This is a genomic window from Paraburkholderia sp. XV (assembly GCF_020177535.1).
In the GTDB taxonomy this organism is placed as follows: Bacteria; Pseudomonadota; Gammaproteobacteria; order Burkholderiales; family Burkholderiaceae; genus Paraburkholderia; species Paraburkholderia caribensis.
The window spans coordinates 14,221-33,991 of sequence record NZ_JAGUUD010000018.1 but is presented as its reverse complement, the minus strand read 5'-3'; the positions used below and the strand labels follow the sequence as shown (position 1 = coordinate 33,991).

At 64.0% G+C, this 19,771-nt stretch carries 20 protein-coding genes; 9 read left to right on the top strand and 11 right to left on the bottom strand.

All coding sequences use genetic code 11. From position 1 onward, the window contains the following. The first annotated feature begins 64 nt into the window (after positions 1-64). Positions 65-547 carry an acyl-CoA thioesterase gene (locus KFO72_RS12235; RefSeq protein ID WP_060604537.1) on the top strand — a complete coding sequence of 161 codons (483 nt, stop codon included), beginning with the start codon at positions 65-67 and terminating at the stop codon, positions 545-547. Positions 548-638: 91 nt separating this feature from the next. On the opposite strand, the gene KFO72_RS12230 is transcribed toward KFO72_RS12235, so the two are convergent. Together KFO72_RS12230 and KFO72_RS12225 are read right to left on the bottom strand one after the other, a co-directional pair. Further along, positions 639-1,592: a VacJ family lipoprotein gene (locus tag KFO72_RS12230; RefSeq protein ID WP_225032225.1), complete on the bottom strand. Its 954-nt coding sequence runs from the start codon at positions 1,590-1,592 to the stop codon at positions 639-641. A gap of 10 nt (positions 1,593-1,602) precedes the next feature. Beyond that, entirely contained in the window at positions 1,603-4,215 is a 2,613-nt protein-coding gene (locus KFO72_RS12225) for an MMPL family transporter (RefSeq protein WP_054933162.1), read from the bottom strand. Between the two features lie 191 nt (positions 4,216-4,406). Here KFO72_RS12225 and KFO72_RS12220 point away from each other — a divergent pair, with 191 nt between their 5' ends. Beyond that, positions 4,407-5,012: a phospholipid-binding protein MlaC gene (locus KFO72_RS12220; RefSeq protein ID WP_035998713.1), complete on the top strand. Its 606-nt coding sequence runs from the start codon at positions 4,407-4,409 to the stop codon at positions 5,010-5,012. A 108-nt stretch (positions 5,013-5,120) separates the two neighbouring features. Here the strand turns inward: KFO72_RS12220 and hpnH are convergent, their stop codons facing one another. Both hpnH and ispH read right to left on the bottom strand, forming a co-directional pair. Further along, complete coding sequence (gene hpnH, locus KFO72_RS12215; RefSeq protein WP_054933161.1) at positions 5,121-6,278, bottom strand: adenosyl-hopene transferase HpnH; 1,158 nt, start codon at positions 6,276-6,278, stop codon at positions 5,121-5,123. A 10-nt stretch (positions 6,279-6,288) separates the two neighbouring features. Then, positions 6,289-7,233 (bottom strand): 4-hydroxy-3-methylbut-2-enyl diphosphate reductase, encoded by a 945-nt coding sequence (gene ispH / locus KFO72_RS12210; protein ID WP_035998709.1) that lies wholly within the window; start codon positions 7,231-7,233, stop codon positions 6,289-6,291. Positions 7,234-7,715: 482 nt separating this feature from the next. Between ispH and KFO72_RS12205 the strand changes: the two genes are divergently transcribed. Both KFO72_RS12205 and KFO72_RS12200 read left to right on the top strand, forming a co-directional pair. Next, positions 7,716-8,894, top strand: coding sequence for a glycosyltransferase (locus KFO72_RS12205; protein ID WP_062915936.1), 1,179 nt, complete (start codon positions 7,716-7,718; stop codon positions 8,892-8,894). After that, entirely contained in the window at positions 8,891-9,562 is a 672-nt protein-coding gene (locus KFO72_RS12200) for a lytic transglycosylase domain-containing protein (RefSeq protein WP_054933159.1), read from the top strand. The genes KFO72_RS12205 and KFO72_RS12200 overlap by 4 nt, the downstream gene beginning before the upstream one ends. Positions 9,563-9,593: 31 nt before the next feature. Here the strand turns inward: KFO72_RS12200 and KFO72_RS12195 are convergent, their stop codons facing one another. Both KFO72_RS12195 and hpnA read right to left on the bottom strand, forming a co-directional pair. After that, the gene (locus KFO72_RS12195; protein WP_225032224.1) at positions 9,594-10,109 is read right to left on the bottom strand and encodes a hypothetical protein; all 516 of its coding nucleotides are present in this window, start codon (positions 10,107-10,109) and stop codon (positions 9,594-9,596) included. Between the two features lie 142 nt (positions 10,110-10,251). Further along, positions 10,252-11,262, bottom strand: coding sequence for a hopanoid-associated sugar epimerase (gene hpnA / locus KFO72_RS12190; RefSeq protein WP_225032223.1), 1,011 nt, complete (start codon positions 11,260-11,262; stop codon positions 10,252-10,254). Positions 11,263-11,428: 166 nt separating this feature from the next. On the opposite strand from hpnA, the gene KFO72_RS12185 reads away from it, so the two are divergent. Beyond that, on the top strand, positions 11,429-11,725 hold the full coding sequence (locus KFO72_RS12185) for an acylphosphatase (protein WP_060604531.1): 297 nt from the start codon (positions 11,429-11,431) through the stop codon (positions 11,723-11,725). 79 nt (positions 11,726-11,804) lie between these two features. Here the strand turns inward: KFO72_RS12185 and egtD are convergent, their stop codons facing one another. Further along, on the bottom strand, positions 11,805-12,785 hold the full coding sequence (gene egtD, locus KFO72_RS12180; protein ID WP_225032222.1) for an L-histidine N(alpha)-methyltransferase: 981 nt from the start codon (positions 12,783-12,785) through the stop codon (positions 11,805-11,807). Positions 12,786-13,254: 469 nt separating this feature from the next. Between egtD and rarD the strand changes: the two genes are divergently transcribed. Then, positions 13,255-14,145 (top strand): EamA family transporter RarD, encoded by an 891-nt coding sequence (gene rarD / locus KFO72_RS12175; protein WP_225032221.1) that lies wholly within the window; start codon positions 13,255-13,257, stop codon positions 14,143-14,145. A gap of 40 nt (positions 14,146-14,185) precedes the next feature. Here the strand turns inward: rarD and KFO72_RS12170 are convergent, their stop codons facing one another. Further along, entirely contained in the window at positions 14,186-14,731 is a 546-nt protein-coding gene (locus tag KFO72_RS12170) for a DUF962 domain-containing protein (RefSeq protein ID WP_225032220.1), read from the bottom strand. 99 nt (positions 14,732-14,830) lie between these two features. Between KFO72_RS12170 and KFO72_RS12165 the strand changes: the two genes are divergently transcribed. Together KFO72_RS12165 and KFO72_RS12160 are read left to right on the top strand one after the other, a co-directional pair. Next, positions 14,831-15,544 carry a Crp/Fnr family transcriptional regulator gene (locus tag KFO72_RS12165; RefSeq protein WP_225032219.1) on the top strand — a complete coding sequence of 238 codons (714 nt, stop codon included), beginning with the start codon at positions 14,831-14,833 and terminating at the stop codon, positions 15,542-15,544. Between the two features lie 183 nt (positions 15,545-15,727). Continuing rightward, entirely contained in the window at positions 15,728-17,449 is a 1,722-nt protein-coding gene (locus tag KFO72_RS12160) for a tetratricopeptide repeat protein (RefSeq protein WP_225032218.1), read from the top strand. Between the two features lie 16 nt (positions 17,450-17,465). Here KFO72_RS12160 and KFO72_RS12155 read toward each other — a convergent pair whose 3' ends face one another. From KFO72_RS12155 to KFO72_RS12145, 3 genes are all read right to left on the bottom strand, one after another. Continuing rightward, complete coding sequence (locus KFO72_RS12155) at positions 17,466-17,723, bottom strand: hypothetical protein (protein WP_054933150.1); 258 nt, start codon at positions 17,721-17,723, stop codon at positions 17,466-17,468. Further along, positions 17,716-18,474, bottom strand: a complete 759-nt coding sequence (locus tag KFO72_RS12150; protein ID WP_060604516.1) for a DNA/RNA non-specific endonuclease — start codon at positions 18,472-18,474, stop codon at positions 17,716-17,718. The genes KFO72_RS12155 and KFO72_RS12150 overlap by 8 nt, the downstream gene beginning before the upstream one ends. 228 nt (positions 18,475-18,702) lie before the next feature. Then, the gene (locus tag KFO72_RS12145; RefSeq protein ID WP_054933148.1) at positions 18,703-19,062 is read right to left on the bottom strand and encodes a DUF3564 domain-containing protein; all 360 of its coding nucleotides are present in this window, start codon (positions 19,060-19,062) and stop codon (positions 18,703-18,705) included. A gap of 221 nt (positions 19,063-19,283) precedes the next feature. Between KFO72_RS12145 and KFO72_RS12140 the strand changes: the two genes are divergently transcribed. Continuing rightward, complete coding sequence (locus tag KFO72_RS12140) at positions 19,284-19,706, top strand: rubrerythrin family protein (protein ID WP_035998670.1); 423 nt, start codon at positions 19,284-19,286, stop codon at positions 19,704-19,706. Positions 19,707-19,771: the final 65 nt, after the last annotated feature.

The window sequence follows — 19,771 nt, the reverse complement described above, 5'->3', positions numbered from 1 at the left end:
GCTAGGTGTTAACCCTAGGCCGCGCGAAGAAGCGCGGCTGCGCTATTTCCGAAGAGGGACCGCAATGAATTTCCACACACGCAAATGGGTCAAGCCCGAAGACCTGAACCCCAATGGCACGCTGTTCGGCGGCAGCCTGCTGCGCTGGATCGATGAAGAAGCCGCGATCTACGCGATCTGCCAGCTCGACAACCAGCGTGTCGTGACCAAGTTCATGTCGGAGATCAACTTCGTCAGCTCGGCGCGTCAGGGCGACATCATCGAACTGGGCATGACGGCTACGCATTTCGGCACGACGTCGATCACGCTGCGCGCGGAAGTGCGCAACAAGATCACGCGCAAGAGCATTCTGACCGTCGAAAAGATGGTGTTCGTCAATCTCGATGCGAACGGCAATCCGGCGCCGCATGGCCGCACGAAGATCCGTTATTCGGACGAAGCGTTCGAGCGCTACAGCGAGAGCCTGCGTGCGATGCAGCAGCAAACGCCCGTGCTGGCTTCGGAACGCCCGGAAGACGTGGATCAGGAAGCAGACGCAGCGCATTGACGCAACGGCGGCCTGAGAACGCCTAAAAAAAAAGCCCCGGCTGGTCGGATGACCAGCCGGGGCTTTTGTCTGGTGCGCCGGGAACGACGTCTTACTGCGAAGCGGGAGCGGGCACCGCCGTCGAAGGCGCGGCTCCCTCGCCTGGATCTTCGTATTTCGGCACGCTGTCGTCGTTGGTCGGCGCACGCTTCGCGCCGCCCGCGCCCGACGCACCTTCCGCCGGCTCGGCCTGGCCCGGGTCCGCGTAGTTCGGCAAGCTGAGCGGCGCCGCACCCGGTACGGTGGTCGGCGCCGTGCCCGATGCACCCGAAGGCGCCTGCGCACCCGAATCCTCGTCGTCGCCGTAGTCCGGCAACGCCGAAGCCGGCGCGTTGGCGCCCCGCAACATCGACTTGCGCTGCTGGGTATAGGCGTCGCGCACGAACGAGTACTTGTCGAGGGCAGCTTGCTCCAGCAGCGTCGTCGCGCCGAGCAGATCCGAACGCACGCTGACGAACTGCACGAAGTACAACGGATACTTGTACTCCCAACCCATGTAGGAAATCGGATTGGCGCGGAAATCGACCAGATAGCCGAGGCCGTCGCGGAACGAGCTCGGGCCGAACAGCGGCAGCACCAGATACGGACCGGACGGCACGCCCCAGCGGCCGAGCGTCAGCCCGAAGTCTTCCTTGTGCTTCGGCAGGCCGGCGGGCGTCGCGAAGTCGAGGAGGCCGCCGAGACCGAACGTCGAGTTCATGGCGAAACGCATCAGGCTTTCGGTTGCGTCCTTGATGTGCAACTGCAGCAGGCTGTTCGCGAAGTTGTCGAGATCCCCGAGGTTCGAGAAGAAGTTGCTGATTGCCTGGCGCAGCGGCTGCGGCGTGACTTTCTGATAGCCCTTCGCAATCGGCACGGCGACCGTGCGGTCGAGCGCGTCGTTGAAACCGAAAATCGCGCGGTTCATCGGTTCGAGCGGGTCCCCGGGCTTCCGGTCGGGTCCCGTTGCACACCCCGTTGCAAGACTCGCGGCGGCCAATGCCAGCGCGGCGGTACGCATCTTCATGCGGCTTTCCTTATTGTTTCTTCGATGCGCGTCGAACGCGCGGTTTGCCCATCAATACCGGTTGAAATACCACAGCGCCAATTAGCGTGCAGAGGAGGGACAGCGCCAGCAGACGCCCCATGCTCGACGTGCCCGGATGATGCGACAGCCACAGGCTGCCGAAGGCCGTAGCCGTGGTCGCCGCGCTGAACAGCACGGCATGCGTGAGGCTGGATTGCAGCAGACCCGTTTGACCTCTGCGCCACGCCATCACGAAATAAATCTTGAACGCGACGCCCACGCCGAGCATCAGCGGCAACGCGATGATATTCGCGAAGTTGAGCGGCATGTTGAAAACGACGCACAACTCCAGCGTGACGACGGCCGACACCAGCAGCGGCACGAGCGTGCGCAGCACGTCGCCGAACCGGCGCAGCGTGAGCCAGAGCAGGGCGCTGATCGACAGAATGGCCCACGCGCCCGCCTGCACGAACGACTTGATGATGACGTTCGCCGAATGGAGGATCGAGATCGGCCCGCCGATGGCACCCGGTTCCGCCGTCTTCACCGCTCGCGCGAAGTTGCGCAGCATCACGTCGTCGCCGGGATCGGTGCCGGGCGGCACCTTCGGCGAAATTTCGACGAGCGCCTGTCCTGTTTTCGATAGCCAACTGTCGGCGATGTCCTTCGGGACGTTTTCGCGGGTGATTTCCGTCGGCTGCAGCAGGGTTGCCAGCTGCTTCAACGAAATCTTCAGCGGGACCGACATCGCACGCTCGGCGCGGTCGCGCGTCGAGACATCCGCGTTCGCGAGCTTGGCCAGCGTTTCGGAGAGATGTTTGGCTTCTGCCGCGCCGGGGCCGGGGTGATCGTCGGCGGCGAGCGACAGCTGGGCCGAGGTGCGCTTGAGCGCGGCCACGCGCACGGCGTCGGAGGCGGGCGGCGCGGGCGTCTGCGTGAGCGCGGGCAGCAATTGCTGCGCCGCGGCGGCAATCAGCGCGAGCTTTTGCGGCTGGTCGGCGGGAATGAACGTGGTGAGGGTCGTCGTGCGGCCCACTTCCGGCAGTTTCGACAAACGCGCGGCGATTTTGTCCGCATCCGCCAGCGACGGCGCGAGCGCTCGCACGTTGTTGACGGCCGCCTCGGGTGCGTCGTTCAGCGAGATCAGCGTCGCCATCGACTCCGTGTTCGGGTCCTTCAGATGCAGCGGATTGAAGTCGAAGCGCAGATGCAGCAGCAACGGCGACGCGCCGATGATCAGCACCGCCGTCGCGATCAGCACCGGCGTGCGGTTGCGGTCGAGGAAATCGTCGACGGGCGCGAGGAACGTAAAGCCCGGCGATTCTTCCTCGCCCGGCGGATTGAAGACCTTGATGAGCGCGGGCAGCAGCGTCATGTTGGTCAGATACGCGACGAACATGCCGACGCCCGCGATCTCGCCCAGCTCCGAGACGCCGCGATACGCGGTAGGCAGGAACGAGAAGAAACTCTCGGCGACGGCCACGGCCGCCAGCGTCAACGGCACGCCGATGCTGTATGCCGTATGGATCAGCGCGGCGGCGAGCCGGTCGTCGCGATTGCGTTCCTCGCGGTACTTCACGCCGAACTGCACGCCGAAGTCAACGCCGAGCCCGACGAACAGCACCATGAACGCGACGGAAATCATGTTGAGCGCATCGACCATCATCAGGCCGAGCGCCGCCGTGATGGCGAGGCCGACAAACAGCGTGATGAACACGGCGACGATCAGGCGCCCCGAGCGCAGCGCGAGCCACAGGATGCCGAGCACGACGAAGAACGTGATGATGCCGTTGATCTCCGCGCCGTCCTGCACCGACGCGAATTCATCGTCCGCGAGCGGCTGCTCGCCCGTCAGACGGATGCGCGCGCCGTATTGCGAGTCGAGATCGAGCGACGCCGCCGTCTTGCGCACCTCTTCCGACGCCCGCGCGCCCGCCTGCAGCGCCGCATAGTCCAGCTTCGGCTGCACGACGATGAACGCGCGCGCGGGCACCTTCGCGGCGTCCTTGTCGACGAGCGCGCGCCACGAGAAGACGGCGGGCTCGTTGGCCAGCACGTGATCGATCACGGTTGCGCTGCGCGACAGCAGGTTGCTCATGTCGCCGAGCTTGACCTGGCCGATCTGCAACGGCAGCAGCAGGCTCGTGGTCAGCGTGCCGGCGAGGCCCGTCAGACTCGGATCATGCGCGAGCGAATTGATGAGCGGGCGCGCCTTGACCAGTTGCGAGGTAGTGGATTGCACGTCGGCGAGCGACGGGAACAGCAAGCCTTCCTTTTCGAAGAACGGCCCGCTGCCCGGCTGCATGACGGAACTGAATTCCTTCGTGTTCTTTTGCAGCTCGGTGGCCAGCGTGTTCGCGGCGGCATCCGCGTATTCGGGCGCGCCGGCCTCGACGACGACCAGCAGCGTCTGCCCGCGATCCGGAAAGGCCTTGTCGATTTGCTGTTCGAGCGCGGTCCATTTCGCATCGTTCTCGACGAGACGACTGATGTCGGTATTGATCTTGAAGTGCTGAACGACATAAATGGCGCTCAGCACGGCGAGCACGAGCGACAGCCCGATGACCTGCAGCGGACGGCGCACCGACCAGACAACGAGGCGAACGATAGATGACTTCAGCATGTACGCGAGCGGGGCCTTGTCACGATTGGCGTTATTGGTAAAGGGCACAAGTATACCGACGCAGCCGCTGCACCGCCGCGTTAGTGAACCCTGTGCAGCCCGTCAAAGTCTTAAGTCGGTATACTGGCCCGTAATCGCGCCGGATGCGGCCTGTCCAGCGCGAGTTCATTCCTAACTGTCCCGATGAGCGTATGAAACGTTATCTCTCTGCTTTTCTGGCAGCCGCCGTGGTGTCCACCGCGGCTTTCGCACAAAGCGCGCCTGATGCGATCGTGAAGAGCGCAGTCGAAGGCACCGTCAATGCGATGAAGGCCGACCCGCAGGCGCGCGGCGGCGACATGAAGAAGATCACGCAGGTGGTCGAGTCGCACTTCGTGCCCGCCACGAACTTCCAGCGCACTACGCGCATCGCCGTTGGCAAGGCTTGGGCCACGGCCACGCCGGAGCAGCAAAAGCAACTGTATGAGCAATTCACGAAGCTGCTCGTAGGCACGTATGCGGCTTCGCTGTCGCAACTTCGCGATCAGGACGTGAAGTTCAAATTCGCGCCGTCGACCGCGTCTGCGGATGCCAAAGACACCGTCGTCCAGTCGCACGTGCTGAGCAACGGCGGCGACGACGCCATCGACTATCGCCTGGAAAAAACGGCGAACGGCTGGAAGATTTACGACATCAACATGATGGGTGCGTGGCTGATTCAGGTCTATCAGACGCAATTCCAGGATCAGCTGAGCAAAGGCGGCGTGGACGGTTTGATCAAGTTCCTCACCGAGCACAACGCGCGCAGCGCGGGCTGATCGCCAACGCCGGCAACGCCGCTTCGTTCAAGCGGCAAGCGGCGGCACAAAACAAAAGAGCGCAACGGCAAAACCGTTGCGCTCTTTTTCATGCGGCTTCGATGCGTCTTAATTCAACGCGGCTGCCGACGTCTGCACCTTCTTGCCCGTGCCCGCGCGCTCGATCTGTTCGAGCTTGATCTCGACGTGGCGCGAGAACACGTATTCGGCGGGGCGCGCCTTGTCGAGCGGGATGTCCTTGACGAACGCGCCCGTCGTGCGCGCACCCTTCAGGCTGACCTTCAGTGCCTTCAGCGGATGTGCGACCGTGTCCATCACGGCCGTCGCTTCGAAGCCGCAGTGGACCATGCAGTCCGCGCACTTCTCATACTTGCCGGTCCCGTACTTGTCCCATTCGGTGGTTTCCATCAGTTCCTTGAAGGTCTTCACGTAACCTTCGCCGACCAGATAGCACGGCTTTTGCCAGCCGAACACCGTGCGCGCCGGGTTGCCCCACGGCGTGCATTCGTAGCTCTGGTTGCCGGCCAGGAAGTCGAGGAACAGGCTTGACTGGCTGAACGACCACTTCTTGCCGTTGTTGCCGCGCTTGAAGATTTCGCGGAACAGGGTCTTGGTCTTGTCGCGGTTCAGGAAGTGCTGCTGGTCCGGGGCACGCTCATACGCATAGCCCGGCGACACCGTGATGCCGTCCACGCCGATCTCGCCGACCGTGTCGAAGAACTTCGCCACGCGCTCGGGCACGGCGTCGTTGAACAGCGTGCAGTTGATGTTCACGCGGAAACCGCGGCGCTTGGCTTCCTTGATGGCCGCGACGGCCTTGTCGTACACGCCTTCCTGCGAGACCGAGTGATCGTGCGCTTCGCGGTCGCCGTCAAGGTGCACCGACCAGACGAAGTACGGGTTCGGCTCGTAATCGTCCATCTTCTTTTCCATCAGCAGCGCGTTCGTGCACAGGTACACGAACTTCTTGCGCGCCATGATGCCCTTGACGATCTCCGGCATTTCCTTGTGCAGCAGCGGCTCGCCGCCCGCGATCGAGACCACGGGCGCGCCGCACTCGTCGACGGCTTCGAGGCATTCCGCCAGCGACAGACGCTGGTTCAGGATGGGATCGGGATAGTCGATCTTGCCGCAGCCATTGCAGGCCAGGTTACAGCGGAACAGCGGCTCGAGCATCAGCGCGAGCGGGTAGCGTTTGTTGCCCTTCAGGTGGTTGCGCATGATGTAGGCGCCCACCCGGACTTTTTGTAGCATCGGAATAGACAAATTGTCCTCCTTAAACTTCGCGTGCAGCGAGTTGTTGCGTCAGTTTCGACGGCAACTTGAATTCGACTTTCTCTTCACGTCCCGCCATCGTCGTAACGTCGACGGGGCCCAGTGCGCGTAGCGCATCGATTACGTTCTCGACCATTTCTTCCGGCGCCGAAGCGCCCGCCGTGATGCCGACCGTCTTCACGTTGGCGAACCACTCCGGCTTGACTTCGGAACCGTCGGCGACCAGAAAGCTCGGTACGCCCGTTTCGCTGCCGATCTCGCGCAGGCGATTCGAGTTCGAGCTGTTCGTTGCGCCCACCACCAGCAGCACGTCGACCTGTGTACTCAGCTCGCGCACGGCCGCCTGGCGGTTTTGCGTTGCGTAGCAGATGTCGCGCGTGTCCGGGCCGACGATGTCAGGGAAGCGGCGCTTCAGCGCGTCGATGATGCCGCGCGTATCGTCCACCGACAGCGTGGTCTGCGTGACATAGGCGAGCGGCGTGTCGATGGGCAGTTCCAGCTTCGCGACTTCCGCTTCGCTCTGCACGAGCAGCACCTTGCCCGGAATCTGGCCGATCGTGCCTTCCACTTCCGGATGGCCCGCATGCCCGATCAGGATCAGCGTGCGGCCCCCGCCCACGTACTGACGACCTTGCACATGAACCTTTGTCACCAGCGGGCAGGTGGCATCGAGCACGTCGAGACCGCGCTGCTCCGCGTCGCGTTCGACGCTTTGCGCGACACCGTGGGCACTGAAAATGGCAACTGCGCCCTGCGGCACCTCGTCGAGTTCCTCGACGAAGCGCGCGCCCTTACGGCGAAGATTATCGACCACGTGCCTGTTGTGGACGATTTCATGACGCACGTAAACCGGTGCGCCATGTTGCTGCAAAGCGCGATCGACAATCTCGATCGCCCTCACGACTCCCGCACAAAAGCCGCGGGGTTGGGCAAGGATGACTCGCATAGGCTGGCGAACTCCGACTGACGCGGGATTCCGGGCAGATCGGTAAAAACGACCTGTTCGCCGCGTCTGTATATTAGTTGATGTCTTAAATCCGACGGAAGTCGATACTCGAGACCAAACGCGCATTCTAACGCTATCGCTGTCGGTTTGCTTTTCAGGCGTCCCGTACTGTGGCGTTTGCGCGGCGGCCGGCGTGGCAAAAATGACTCGCTGCGCCCGTTGGCGGGAACCCTTAAACTATCGGGCTTTGTTGCGCCGACGCATCGCCTGCGGTTTCCGGCCTGCATCCATGGAATTTTCTGCGGCGTCTTTCGTCGGCGGCGCATTCTTGAACGTATCGAAAACGCGGTCTATCACATATTCGATGGCCGGCTAGTGCTCGATTTCCACGATTGGCGCAGCGTCGCAGGTGTTGCCGGCGCGCCGCGTCCGTCGCCGCGCCCTGGAGACGCAGCGCGCGCGGCTTTCATAGAGGGCTATGCATGATTGCGGCGGTTCTGTTTCTGGTGGCGTGTCTGTCGCTGTTGATCTGGTGTGTGCTGCTGTTCGCGCGCGGCGGCTTCTGGCGCGCGCAGCCTGCCGCGCCGCTCGCGCCCGAGACGCGCGAAGCATGGCCGGGCGTCGCCGCCGTCGTCCCGGCGCGCAATGAAGCGGACGTGATCGCGCGCGCCGTCACGTCGCTGCTCGAGCAGGACTATCCGGGCGAATTTCACGTGATCGTCGTCGACGACCACAGCACCGACGGCACCGCCGACGCCGCCCGCGCCGCCGCGCTCGCGCTGCGGTGCCCGGACCGGCTTACGGTAATCAGCGCGAAGCCGCTGCCAGCGGGCTGGTCGGGCAAGGTCTGGGCGCAGTCGCAGGGTATCGAGGCGGCGCGCTCGCTCGGTTACGCGCCGGAATACCTGCTGCTCACCGACGCCGATATCGGCCATCCGTCCGACGCGCTGACGCAGCTCGTGATGCGCGCCGACGCCGAAAAGCGCGACCTCGTCTCGCTGATGGTGCGGCTGCGCTGCGACTCGTTCTGGGAAAAGGCGCTGATTCCCGCTTTCGTGTTCTTCTTCGCGAAGCTGTATCCGTTCGCGTGGGTCAACAACCCGCGCAATCGCACGGCGGGCGCGGCGGGCGGCTGCATGCTGGTGCGCCGTACGGCGCTGGAAGAAGCGGGCGGCATCGAATCGATCCGCGCCGAACTGATCGACGATTGCAGCCTCGCCGCCCGCATCAAGCATCGCGGCCAGGGGCGTCACCCGATCCGCCTCGATGTGGCGGCGCGCAGCGTCTCGCTGCGCCCGTACGACAGCTGGCGCGAGATCTGGAACATGATCGCGCGCACCGCGTTCACGCAGCTGCGCTACTCGGCGTGGCTGCTGGCGGGCACCTTGCTCGGCATGACCATCATCTACCTCGCGCCGCCCGTCGTCGCCATCGTGCTCGGGCCGAAAGGCTGGCCCGCGTGGCTCGCGTGGGCCGCCATGTGCTGCGCCTACGCACCGATGTTGCGCTACTACCAGCGCTCGCCGCTGTGGGCGCCGTTCCTGCCGCTCATCGCGCTGTTCTATGTCAGCGCGACGTTCGGCTCGGCCGTGCGCTACTGGCGCGGCAAAGGCGGTCAATGGAAGGCGCGCGTGCAGGCGCCCGCCGGGACCAATCAATGAAGCGGCTCGTGTGCCTGAGCGTCGTCGCACTCGGCCTGATGCAGGGCGCGTTGGCCGACGATCAGACCCGCCAGGACCGCACGTCAGACTATCTGCGCCAGAAATTCGGCCTCGCGAAGGAGAAGGCCGAGCAGATCTCGAACGCTGTGCGCGTCGCCTCCGAGAAGTACGCGCTGCCGCCCGCGCTGATTCTCGCGATCATCTCGATCGAATCGCGCTTCAAGGAAAAGGCCAGGGGCGGCAACGGCGCGACCGGGCTGATGCAGGTCGTGCCCGGCGCGCACAAGCGCATGCTGAAAGACGTGAAGGATCTGACCGATCCGGAGACCAATATCGAGGTCGGTTCCGCGATTCTGTACGGCTACATGAAATCGGCGGGCGGCGATCTGAATGCCGCGTTGAAGAGCTATGGCGGGTCGCAGGCGTATGCGGAGAAGGTCAATGGCCGCGTGAAGACGTTTGCGGAAGTCGTCAATGCGGATGCCGGCGCGGCATCGGGCGCGGACCAGCCGCTGCCGTCGCGCGACGGCGGATGCGACGCGCGCTACACGTCGCTTTGTATCGGGCCCGTCGTCTACGTCAGTCCCATCGAACCAGCTGCGAGCAGCCCAAGCGTGTCGCAGCGCGCGACCAGTCTGCTCAATTCGTTGCTGCCGCTGTCGCATTGAACGGCGCGCGACGGCGGCGCGCCGTCGCAGATCACTTCTGCGTCAGCATCATGTACATCTGAATGACCGTCTCCGGCGAGAACTGGAACGGCACCCAGCCATGCCCCGTATGGCGCATCACGAGCAGACGGTCGCCGTTCGACTGCTTCTGCACCGCCATGGCCGGGTTCTTCGTCGATACGAAACGCCAGCCGGCGGGCAGGTTTAGCGGGACTTCGGGCTGCATCGACGCGCGCGCGTTCGACAGTTCCTCGATCAGCTGACCCAGTTGCAGCGGATGCAGCGTGACCGACTTGCCGCCAATGGTCATCGTGATTTCGTTCTGGCTCGGGCGCTCGATATGCAACGTCGGCTTTTCTGCCGCGGCTTCCTGCGTTTGCGGTTCTGTCGGCGCTGCCTCGGTGGCCGTGTCCTGCGCGGCCTCCTCTGCGCCGTTCACATGCTGATCGGTCGTGGTCGCGGCCTCGGCCTCGCGCGAAGCCGTGACAACCTGAATGAGCCGATCGACGCCCATTTCGAGTGCGCCAATCTGTTCCTTTAGATTCATGCGTAGTTCTCTGGTAAGACCCGCGATTTTACCTTCTGCACGCGGGCGGTAGCCTTCGTGCCAGCATGGCGAGTTGTAACAAAGCGTGTGCAGGTCACGCGCGAGCCGCGATCCAGCGCGCTCGCCGCCATGTACCCGGACGTCACGCTTTCAGGTAGCCCGCTTCGCGAAACCACTCGAGTGCATCCTGCAAGCCTTCGCGGTACGGCCGCGCGCGGTAGCCGAGTTCGCGCTCCGCTTTCGCCGACGTGAAGTACATCTTGTTCTTCGACATCTTCAGGCCGTCGACGGTGACGAACGGCTCGCGCTTCGTGAACTTCGCGACGGCTTCCGCGCCCATCGCGAGCGGATACAGCGGCCAGCGCGGCAGCGCGATGGTCGGCGCCTTGCGTCCGACGATGCCGGCGATATCCGCGAGCATCTGCTGCAGCGGCAGATTCTCGCCGCCGAGAATGTAGCGCTCGCCGATCTTGCCGCGTTCGAGCGCGAGGAAGTGACCCATCGCGACGTCGTCGACGTGCACCAGGTTCAGCCCCGTATCGACGAACGCGGGAATCTTGCCGAGCGCCGCCTCGACGATGATGCGGCCCGTCGGCGTGGGCTTCACGTCGCGGGGGCCGATGGGCGTCGACGGATTGACGATCACGGCGGGCAGGCCGTCGTTCGCGATCATCCGCTCGACAGCACGCTCCGCGAGCACCTTGCTGCGCTTGTAGACGCCGATCGCCTGCTGTGGCGTCATCGGCGAGGTTTCGTCGACCGACGCGCCCGAGCCCGTGACCTTCAGCGTCGCGACGCTGCTCGTGTACACGATGCGCTCGACGCCTTCCTTCAGCGCGGCGCGCATCGTCGCTTCCGTGCCTTCGAGATTCGAACGTTCGATTTCGAGCGGGTCCGGCGCCCACAGCCGGTAATCGGCGGCGACGTGCAGCAGATAGCGCACGCCGCGCAGCGCGGCGCGCATCGACGCCTCGTCGCGCATATCGCCGACCGCGATCTCGGCATCGAGCGATTCGACGTTGCGGCGCGGGCTGGTCGGACGCACGAGCACGCGCACGGCGAAGCCCTTTTGCTGCGCGATGCGCGCGACGGCCGAGCCGACGAAGCCGGATGCGCCGGTGACGAGTACGAGATCGCGAGTCTGATCGGTCATTGCTTGGCGTGCGTGGTTGAAGGGTTGCAGAGGTCGGATTGTACGTGCTGCCGATCGGGCGCGCCGTGCTCGCGGGCTTCGCGTGTCGAGGCGTGCGCGAGCAAAGCGCGCGCGGCGCGACTAGAATGCCCGCGTAAACTCATGAAGGCATAAAGGAGGGAAGAGCATGTCCGGCACGGATCTCGATTCGCGGATCGAAACGTATTACGTGCGGGTGCGCGGCATGGTGCAGGGCGTTGGCTTTCGTCACGCGACGGTGCGCCAGGCGCATGCGCTGGGAATCCGGGGATGGGTGGCGAATCTGGAAGACGGCACCGTCGAAGCGATGTTGCAAGGTCCGGCGAACCAGCTCGACCGGATGCTGTCCTGGCTGCGTCACGGTCCGCCAATGGCGCGCGTGACCGAGGTCACCCACGAAGAGCGCGCCAGCGACAAACGTTTCGAGCGCTTCGAACAGCACTGAAACAAGCGGCTTGTAAAAAGCGCGCGGGCGTGAGCCGCGCGCGCTGCTTGTTGCTCACATCGACATCACGCGACGCCCGTCAACGCGCCACCAGCAGGCTTTCGGCAAAGCCCCAGTCGCGCTCGATCCATTGATGACTGCACGTGAAGCCCGCGTCGCCGGCGATCGCATGCAGCTCTTCCGGACGATACTTGTGGCTGCTCTCCGTCCAGATCGTCTCGCCTTCCTGTAGCTCCACGCTCAGCCTCGCCGCACGCACCTGCGCGCTGACGCGCCGCTTCGCGCGCAGATGCATTTCGACGCTGCGCACGTCCGGATTGAAGCGCGCGACGTGTTCGAACGCGTCGAGCGGAAAATCGCCGTCCAGTTCACGGTTGATCCGTGCGAGCAGATTCAGATTGAACGCAGCCGTCACGCCGATGGGATCGTCGTACGCGGCGATCAGCACGGGCACGGGCTTTTCGAGGTCGGTGCCGAGCAACAGCGCATCGCCGGGCGCCAGCATGTTGCGGATGTCGCGTAGAAAACGCGTGGCCGCGAGCCGCCCGAAATTGCCGATGGTGCTGCCGAGAAACAGCACGAGCAGTGGCTCGTCCTTCGCGCGACGCTTGCTCACTTCAGCAAGCCCCGCGAGATAGTCGCGCTCATAGCCGACGATCGAAATGCGCTCGATATCGCCCAGTTCGCGGCGACACAATTGCAATGCGGTGCGCGAAATTTCAATCGGACTGTAAGTAGTGGGGCGCTTTTTACAGAGCGCTTCGAGGATGCGGCGCGTCTTGCGGCCGCTGCCGCTGCCCAGTTCCGCGACGATCGCGTCGTGCGGCAACTGCGCGACGATATCGCCCGCGTGCCTCGCGAGCAGACGTTCTTCGGCGCGCGTGACGCCGTACTCGGGCAGCGCGGTGATCACTTCGAACAGCGCCGAACCCACTTCGTCGTAAAGATACTTCGACGGCAATTCCTTCTGTGACTGCTTGCTGAGGCCAGCGCGAACGGCGGCGGCGAACTCCGGCGATACGTCATGCGACAGATGTTGCGATACGGCTGGCTGAGTCATGTTGGCTCCGTGTTGTCTCGTTCCAGTGATGACTTGCGGACTGCGGAAGAGCGAATGCGTTGGAGTGAGTGGACCGGCAAGCGTTCAAGCGTGAGCGCGTTCGATGACGGGCGCATGTCTGCGCACGGACGCGTGATCGCGGCAGCAGACGGAAAGCCGGGCGGGCGCGGACATGAACGGAAGCAAGAAGCAGGCTAAAACGGCAGTCTCGTGTTTCCGCCGATAAATCGCCGACGGCATGCGGCGTGGATATGAAACTAGTTTTTATAGTGCATCGGGCGTGAATATGCACGGACGCAATGTGGCGGAAAAGGACGGACCCTTCCCGCACTACCGCTAGAATGCGCGCTTCGCGCGACGAAGCGGGCTTCATATTGGGCAACGCTTGCGCCGCGCTGTTAAAACAAGACTTAACAATGGACGACACATCTCGCGGCATCGCGCCCGCCCTCCCGCAGCGGACCGGCCGATGAACGCCTATCAACCGGGACGCGGCATCGCGTTGTCCGTGAGCGCATCGACGCTTTTTGCCCTGATGTCGGTGTACGCAAAGCTGCTCACGCCGTTGACGGGGCTCGATATCTTCGCGTGGCGCGTGATCTGGACCGTGCCGGGCGCTTTCGCGCTGATCGCGCTGCGTTCGCGGCTGCCGCAACTCAAGGCGCTGTCGATGCGCGTGATCCGCGAGCCGCGCACGGCGCTGCTGCTGGCCGTCAGCGCGGCGTTGCTCGGCGCGCAACTATGGGTGTTCCTGTGGGCGCCGCTGCATGGGCGGATGCTGGAAGTATCGCTTGGCTATTTCCTGTTGCCGCTGACGATGGTGCTGCTCGGCCGCTTCTACTATCACGAGCGGCTGGAGCCGTTGCAGTGGCTCGCGGTCGGGTGCGCGGCGCTCGGCGTGCTGCACGAGCTGTGGTTGACGCGCGCGTTCTCGTGGCCGACGCTGCTGGTGGCGATCGGTTATCCGCCGTATTTTGTGTTGCGTCGCAAGATCAACGCCGATTCGCTGACGGCATTCGCGCTCGAAATGTCGCTGCTGCTGCCGTTCGCGCTCGCAATGGTGCTCCATGGCGGCTCGCTCGCGCTGCTGTCGGGCCGTCTCGACATGTGGCTGCTGTTACTGCCGGGACTCGGCGCGCTGAGCACGATCGCGCTCGCGACCTATCTGAAAGCAAGCCGTTTGCTGCCGATGGCGCTATTCGGCATTCTCGGCTACGTCGAGCCGGTGTTGCTGGTGATCGTGTCGGTGACGCTGCTCGGCGAGTCGTTGACGGCGCAGCAGCTTGGCACGTACGTGCCGATCTGGATCGCGGTGGCGCTGACCGGTTTGCACAGCGCAAGGCTGCTCGCGCCCCGTTGAAAGCCGGTGAAGCCGTCGTGCGGTGTGGACGGCAGCGGCTTCAGGACCGATGACGCGTGACCCCATGCGCCGCATCGACCCGCGTTGGGCCCGCCTTGGCTTCGATTGCCGCGCGCAGCGCAGGCCGCCAGCCGAAAACGAATAGCGCTTCGGCGAGCACGAACAGCGGCCCGATCAGCAGGCCGATCACGTCGTCGATGAAGGCGGGCTTGCGATGCTCGTACGCGACGTGTCCAACGAACTGGAACACCCAGCCGACCACGAACAGGCCGATGCCCGACGCAAGCCACGTCGAGGTGGGCTGCTGCGCAAGCCACGCGCCGCACGCGAGGCACAGTACCGAGACGACGGCCATCATCAAACCGAGCGGCACATCGAGCACGAAGTAGTAGATCACGCTCAGTCCGAACAGCAGCCACGCCGGCGACACCGCGAACGGCAGCGCGGCAACCGTCCACGCGGGCCGGCTCAGCAGCACCGCGAGCGCGAGCACGATCATCGGAATGCCGATGAAGTGCGTCGCGATGTTGCGGCGGTCGCGATGATAGGCGGCGTATTGCGCAAGCTGGTCAGTGAGCGTTCTCATGGATGCCGTTCCTAGTAGAAAGTCATCATAATCGCGGGCGGCGCGCCGCGACACTTTCGGCTAGCCGACAATTCAAACCGCCAAAGCGCGCTTCGAACCATGACATCGACTGAGCTTTTCAAGCTGCTCGACGGCAGCGCCTGGTTTCGCGCCGCGCCCGAAGCATTGCGCGCCCAATTGATCGGGCTCGGCCGCACGCGACGGCTGTCGGCAGGTCAGCGCCTCTTCAGCCGCGGCGATGCCGACGACGGCTTCTATTGCGTGCTCGACGGATTGATGCGGATCGGCTCGATCGCCGCGAGCGGCAGGGAAGCGCTGCTCGCAGTGATCGAGCCCGTCAACTGGTTCGGCGAGATCGCACTGTTCGATGGCCAGACGCGCACGCACGATGCCTATGCGGAGCGCGACACGCTGCTGTTTCATGTTCCACGCGCGGCGCTCACGGCGCTGCTCGAACGCACGCCCGCGTTCTGGCATGCGTTCGGCTTGTTGCTCACGCACAAGCTGCGCCTCGCGTTCGATGCAATCGAAGAAGCCGCGCTGTTGCCCGCTGCGCAACGCGTCGCGCGGCGTCTGTTGCTGATGGCGGGCGGATACGGCGGCGGCGCCGGCACGCTGCGGCGCGTCATCAAGGTGCCGCAGGAAGACCTCGCAATGATGCTCGCGCTGTCGCGTCAAACCACGAACCAGATTCTGCGGCAATTCGAAACGCAAGGCGCGCTCGCGCTGCGCTACGCGGAGATCGAGATCGTCGATGCAGAGAAATTGCGCGGCTTCGCGGCGTCGACGAACGACGATGCCGGGCGCGCCTGATCCCGCATAGTGCGACGTTTATCCGACGGACTTTAGAGATAGGTCATCGGCTGGCCAAGGTACCATCGCCTATACTTTTTTTGCCGCTGTAGCCCTGCATCTTCTCATTCCCGCTCGCCCGCCAGGCCAGGCCGATGCTGCGCGGCGCATCTCCAGAACTATTAAGAATTCCAAAGGATTGAAATGAATCCGTCAGTTCCCGCGCTGTCGCCCGCCGAGCGTTATCAGGCGTCGGTGTCGCTGTATTCGTCGGGGCGTCTCGCGGAGGCGCTCGCGCTGCTCGACGAGATGCTGCAGCACGATCCCGCCCATGCGGAAGCCATGGACCTCGCGGCCGTTTGCCTGAACGACCTGTATGTCGATGCAGACGCAAAAGACCTCAAGGCCATCGTCGACGACGCGCTCGATCTGGCCGAAGCGCACAACGATCTGGGCGGCTGGTTCTACGGACGCAGGCAGCTGACGCAGGCCGAGCACGCGTACCGCCGCGCACTGTCGATCAAACCCGATTTCACGAAGGCCATGAACAACCTCGGTCTCGTGCTGCGCGATCTCGGGCGAGAGGCGGAAGCCGAAGTCTCATTCCTGCACGCGCTCGCCATCGCGCCAGACTACGTGACGGCACGCAACAACCTCGGCGTGCTGCTGTGGCAGCTCAAGCGTCTGCCGGAGGCGGAGGCCGCGTATCGGGACGTCGTCAGCCGTCAGCCGGGCGACGTCAGCGCGCACAACAATCTGGGCTTGCTGCTGCTCGAACTCAACCGTGCGCCGGAAGCGGAGCAGGCCTGCCGCCAGGCGCTGGCGCTCAATGCCGATGTGCCCGAAGCGCATAACAATCTCGGCAACGTGCTGTGGCAGCAGGGCCGCATCGTGGAAGCGATTGCCGCATACCGTCAGGCGTTGGCGCTGCGGCCCGACTACGTCGGCGCGAAAGCGAACCTCGCGTTGCCGCTGCTGTGCATCGGCGATTACGTGCAAGGCTGGGCGCTTTACGAGTCGCGCTATCACGAAGCGATCGGCACGCGCAGCGTGTTTCCGCCGCCCGTGCCGTATCCGCAATGGCGGGGCGAGCCGCTGCACGGCAAATCGCTGCTCGTGTGGCCCGAGCAGGGCTTCGGCGACGGCCTGCAATTCTGCCGGTATCTGTCGATGCTGAAGGCGCGCGGCGCGGCGAAAGTGAGTGTCGCTTGCCAGCCGCCGTTGCGGCGGCTTTTCGACAGTCTCGAAGGCGTGGACGCGGTGTATCCGCTCGACGGCGAGACGACGATTCCCGCCCACGACACCTGGTGCTTCATGCTGAGCCTGCCGATGCTGTTCGGCACGACTGTCGACACGATTCCCACGCCGATGCCCTATCTGCGCGCGCCCGCCGCGCTCGCGCAGCACTGGCGCAGCAGGTTGCCGGAAGGCGGGTTCAAGGTCGGCCTGGTGTGGGCGGGCGATCCGCGCCCGCACGATCCCAGTTCGAATGCGATCGACCAGCGCCGCTCGCTGACGGCACTGTCGTACCTGCCGTTGCTGCGCGTGCCTGGCGTGACGTTCGTGAGTTTGCAGAAAGGCGCGGCGACCCGCCCGCAGATCGATGACCTGCCCGCCGCGTTCCGCCCGTTCGATCCGATGGACGACGTGCAGGACTTCGCCGACACGGCCGGCATCGTCGAAAACCTGGATCTGGTGATCACCGTCGATACGTCGATGGCGCATCTGGCGGGCGCGCTCAACACGCCCGTCTGGATTCTGTCGCGCTACGACGCGTGCTGGCGCTGGTTCCGCGACCGCGACGATTCGCCGTGGTATCCGACTGCGCGGCTTTTCCGGCAGACCTCACCCGGCGACTGGGATGTCGTGGTCGAGCGGGTCGCGCAGGCGCTGGCGAGCCTGCGCGAGCGCGCCGTGTCGCACTGACGGCCCGCGCCGGACGCTAGAACGGATTGTCGATCACGCCCGGCTTCGCGTCGGGCGCTTCCTTCACCTGCTCCGGCAGATGCGATTCCGCCTGAAGCGCGGCGACGATGCCGTCGAGCGCTTCTTTCAGCGCCAGCGCCGCTTTCAGACCGCGCTTGTCCTTCGTGATATCGAGCGTGCCGTTCAGCACGACGCGCGTGGTGCCGTTCGACACCGTCAGCGCGTCGCCCTGGATGTTGAGCACGTCGTCGTCGTTCGAATACGCTTTAAACACCTTTCAGCCCTCCCGGACGCTGGTCTTTCAGATTTTCCGGGATGCCCGGAAAGCGGATGCCGCTCATCGTTTCGAGTTCATGCACCGACTTCACCTCGTAGCGGTCGGTGGCGACGTTGTCCGCGACGATCGCGAACGCGAGTTTCGTCGATGGCACGTAGACGACCTTGAACAGCTGCGTCGGCACGAACACGCGCGTCGGCCCGATGGTCTGCAACTGTCCGCCGATGAACATCGGGCCGGTGACCACGTAGATGTCGTCGTATTTCATCGACAGCTTGCGCACGGCCGTTTCGATGCGCGACCACATGCGCTGGTTGTTCTCGCGGTTCTGCGGCACGACGTTGGCGAGCGAGAACGACTGCGCCATCGCCTCCGCGTTCCATCGATTGCCAGCCGGGCTCATATGGCCGCGATCGAAACCGCTGCGCTTATAGTCGGCGAGCGTCGCGCCTTCGCCGTCGGGCAGGCGCGCGTCCTCGAAGAACTTGTTGGTGCGCACCATGTCTTTCGCGGCTTCGATATGGCCGCGCGTCAAATGCTCGGCGGACCATAGCGGACCATGCGTAATGCCAGAGTGCAGAACGGCGAAATCCGAGTAGCACAGCATGCGCGACTTCGGCGTCATTTTCGCGTTCGTCAGCACGGGCCATTGTGCGTTGGGCGTGAAATCCGTGCATGACGTTGCCGCCCACGTGTGCGTCGCGTGACTCGCGGCCACGATAAGCAGGCTGACTAACCACTTCTTCATAGATCGGAAAAGCGAATTGAGGGGGCCGCAAGTATAGCCGCGCCACCTATGCACGACGCAAGGGCTTACATGACGTTACGCGTGGTCGCGTCGACGTATCGGCAAAACCGTCACGACGCATTGCCGCACCGCAATTTCTGCGTGCCCGATTGACAAGGATAGGCGTGAGAGAGGAAGAGCCCGCGCCGGTTAGGGGATGCGCGGCGCGGGCGTGAATACGAAGCAGGCTTAACGTCCGAATACGCTGTGCTCGGCGTGGACCGGCAAGCGGTCAACGGCCTGCAAGCGCCAGTAGCCATTCATCGGCGCGTGCGTGCGGTCCGACGACCACGCCGCGCTGCCTTGTGCCGAGCTGACCCGCTGCCGTCCGTCCACGTGCAGGCCATTCAATGTGCACAACGGCGCTTCTGCGCTCGGCGCGCAGAGTTTAGTGACGCCGTTCTCGTCATGGAGTTCGCCCCAAGGGGGCAGGTCGATCCCATCGTGTGCTTCTCTCGACCAGCGACGTTCGTCGGTATCGAGCCAAAGCACGGCGTAGTCGTGATTGACGGTGGGGTCCGAACCGTTGATCAATATGGTCAGCCGCATGCAGAAATCCCCCGGGTGAAAGATTGAGTATGTGCGCTTCCTCAGTCTACTTCGGGCCAACGGTTATGCAAGGCAAACAGCTATCGGTCGGATTGAAAAACCCAATTGGGAACGCATCGCCGAACTCCTAGATTTAAGGCACGGCTCAGGTGCGCGCGTCTGGCCGGTCGTTGCCATCAGAAACGCGCGCTCCCACATACAGGCTTTGGATGGAGGCTCAGATGGCGCAACTCAAGGGTTCGAAGACGGAGGAGAATCTGAAGGCCGCATTTGCGGGTGAATCACAGGCCAATCGCCGCTACCTGTATTTCGCAGCGAAGGCCGATGTGGAGGGACAGAACGACGTCGCGGCGCTATTCCGTTCGACGGCGGAAGGTGAGACGGGTCACGCGCATGGCCACCTCGAATATCTGGAAGTCTCGGGCGATCCGGCGACGGGGTTGCCGTTCGGTTCATCGCGTCAGAATCTGCAAGCGGCGATAGCGGGCGAGACGCACGAATACACCGATATGTATCCCGGCATGGCAAAGGCTGCGCGCGAAGAAGGCTTCGACGAAATCGCGAACTGGTTCGAAACGCTGGCAAAGGCGGAACGCAGCCATGCGAATCGCTATACGAAGGCATTGGAGGCGCTGGTCGATTGAGTTGCACGCGCCGGCTGCACGGCTGGCGCGTGTTGTCGCTTCCGTCTGGTGCGGGCTTGGCATGC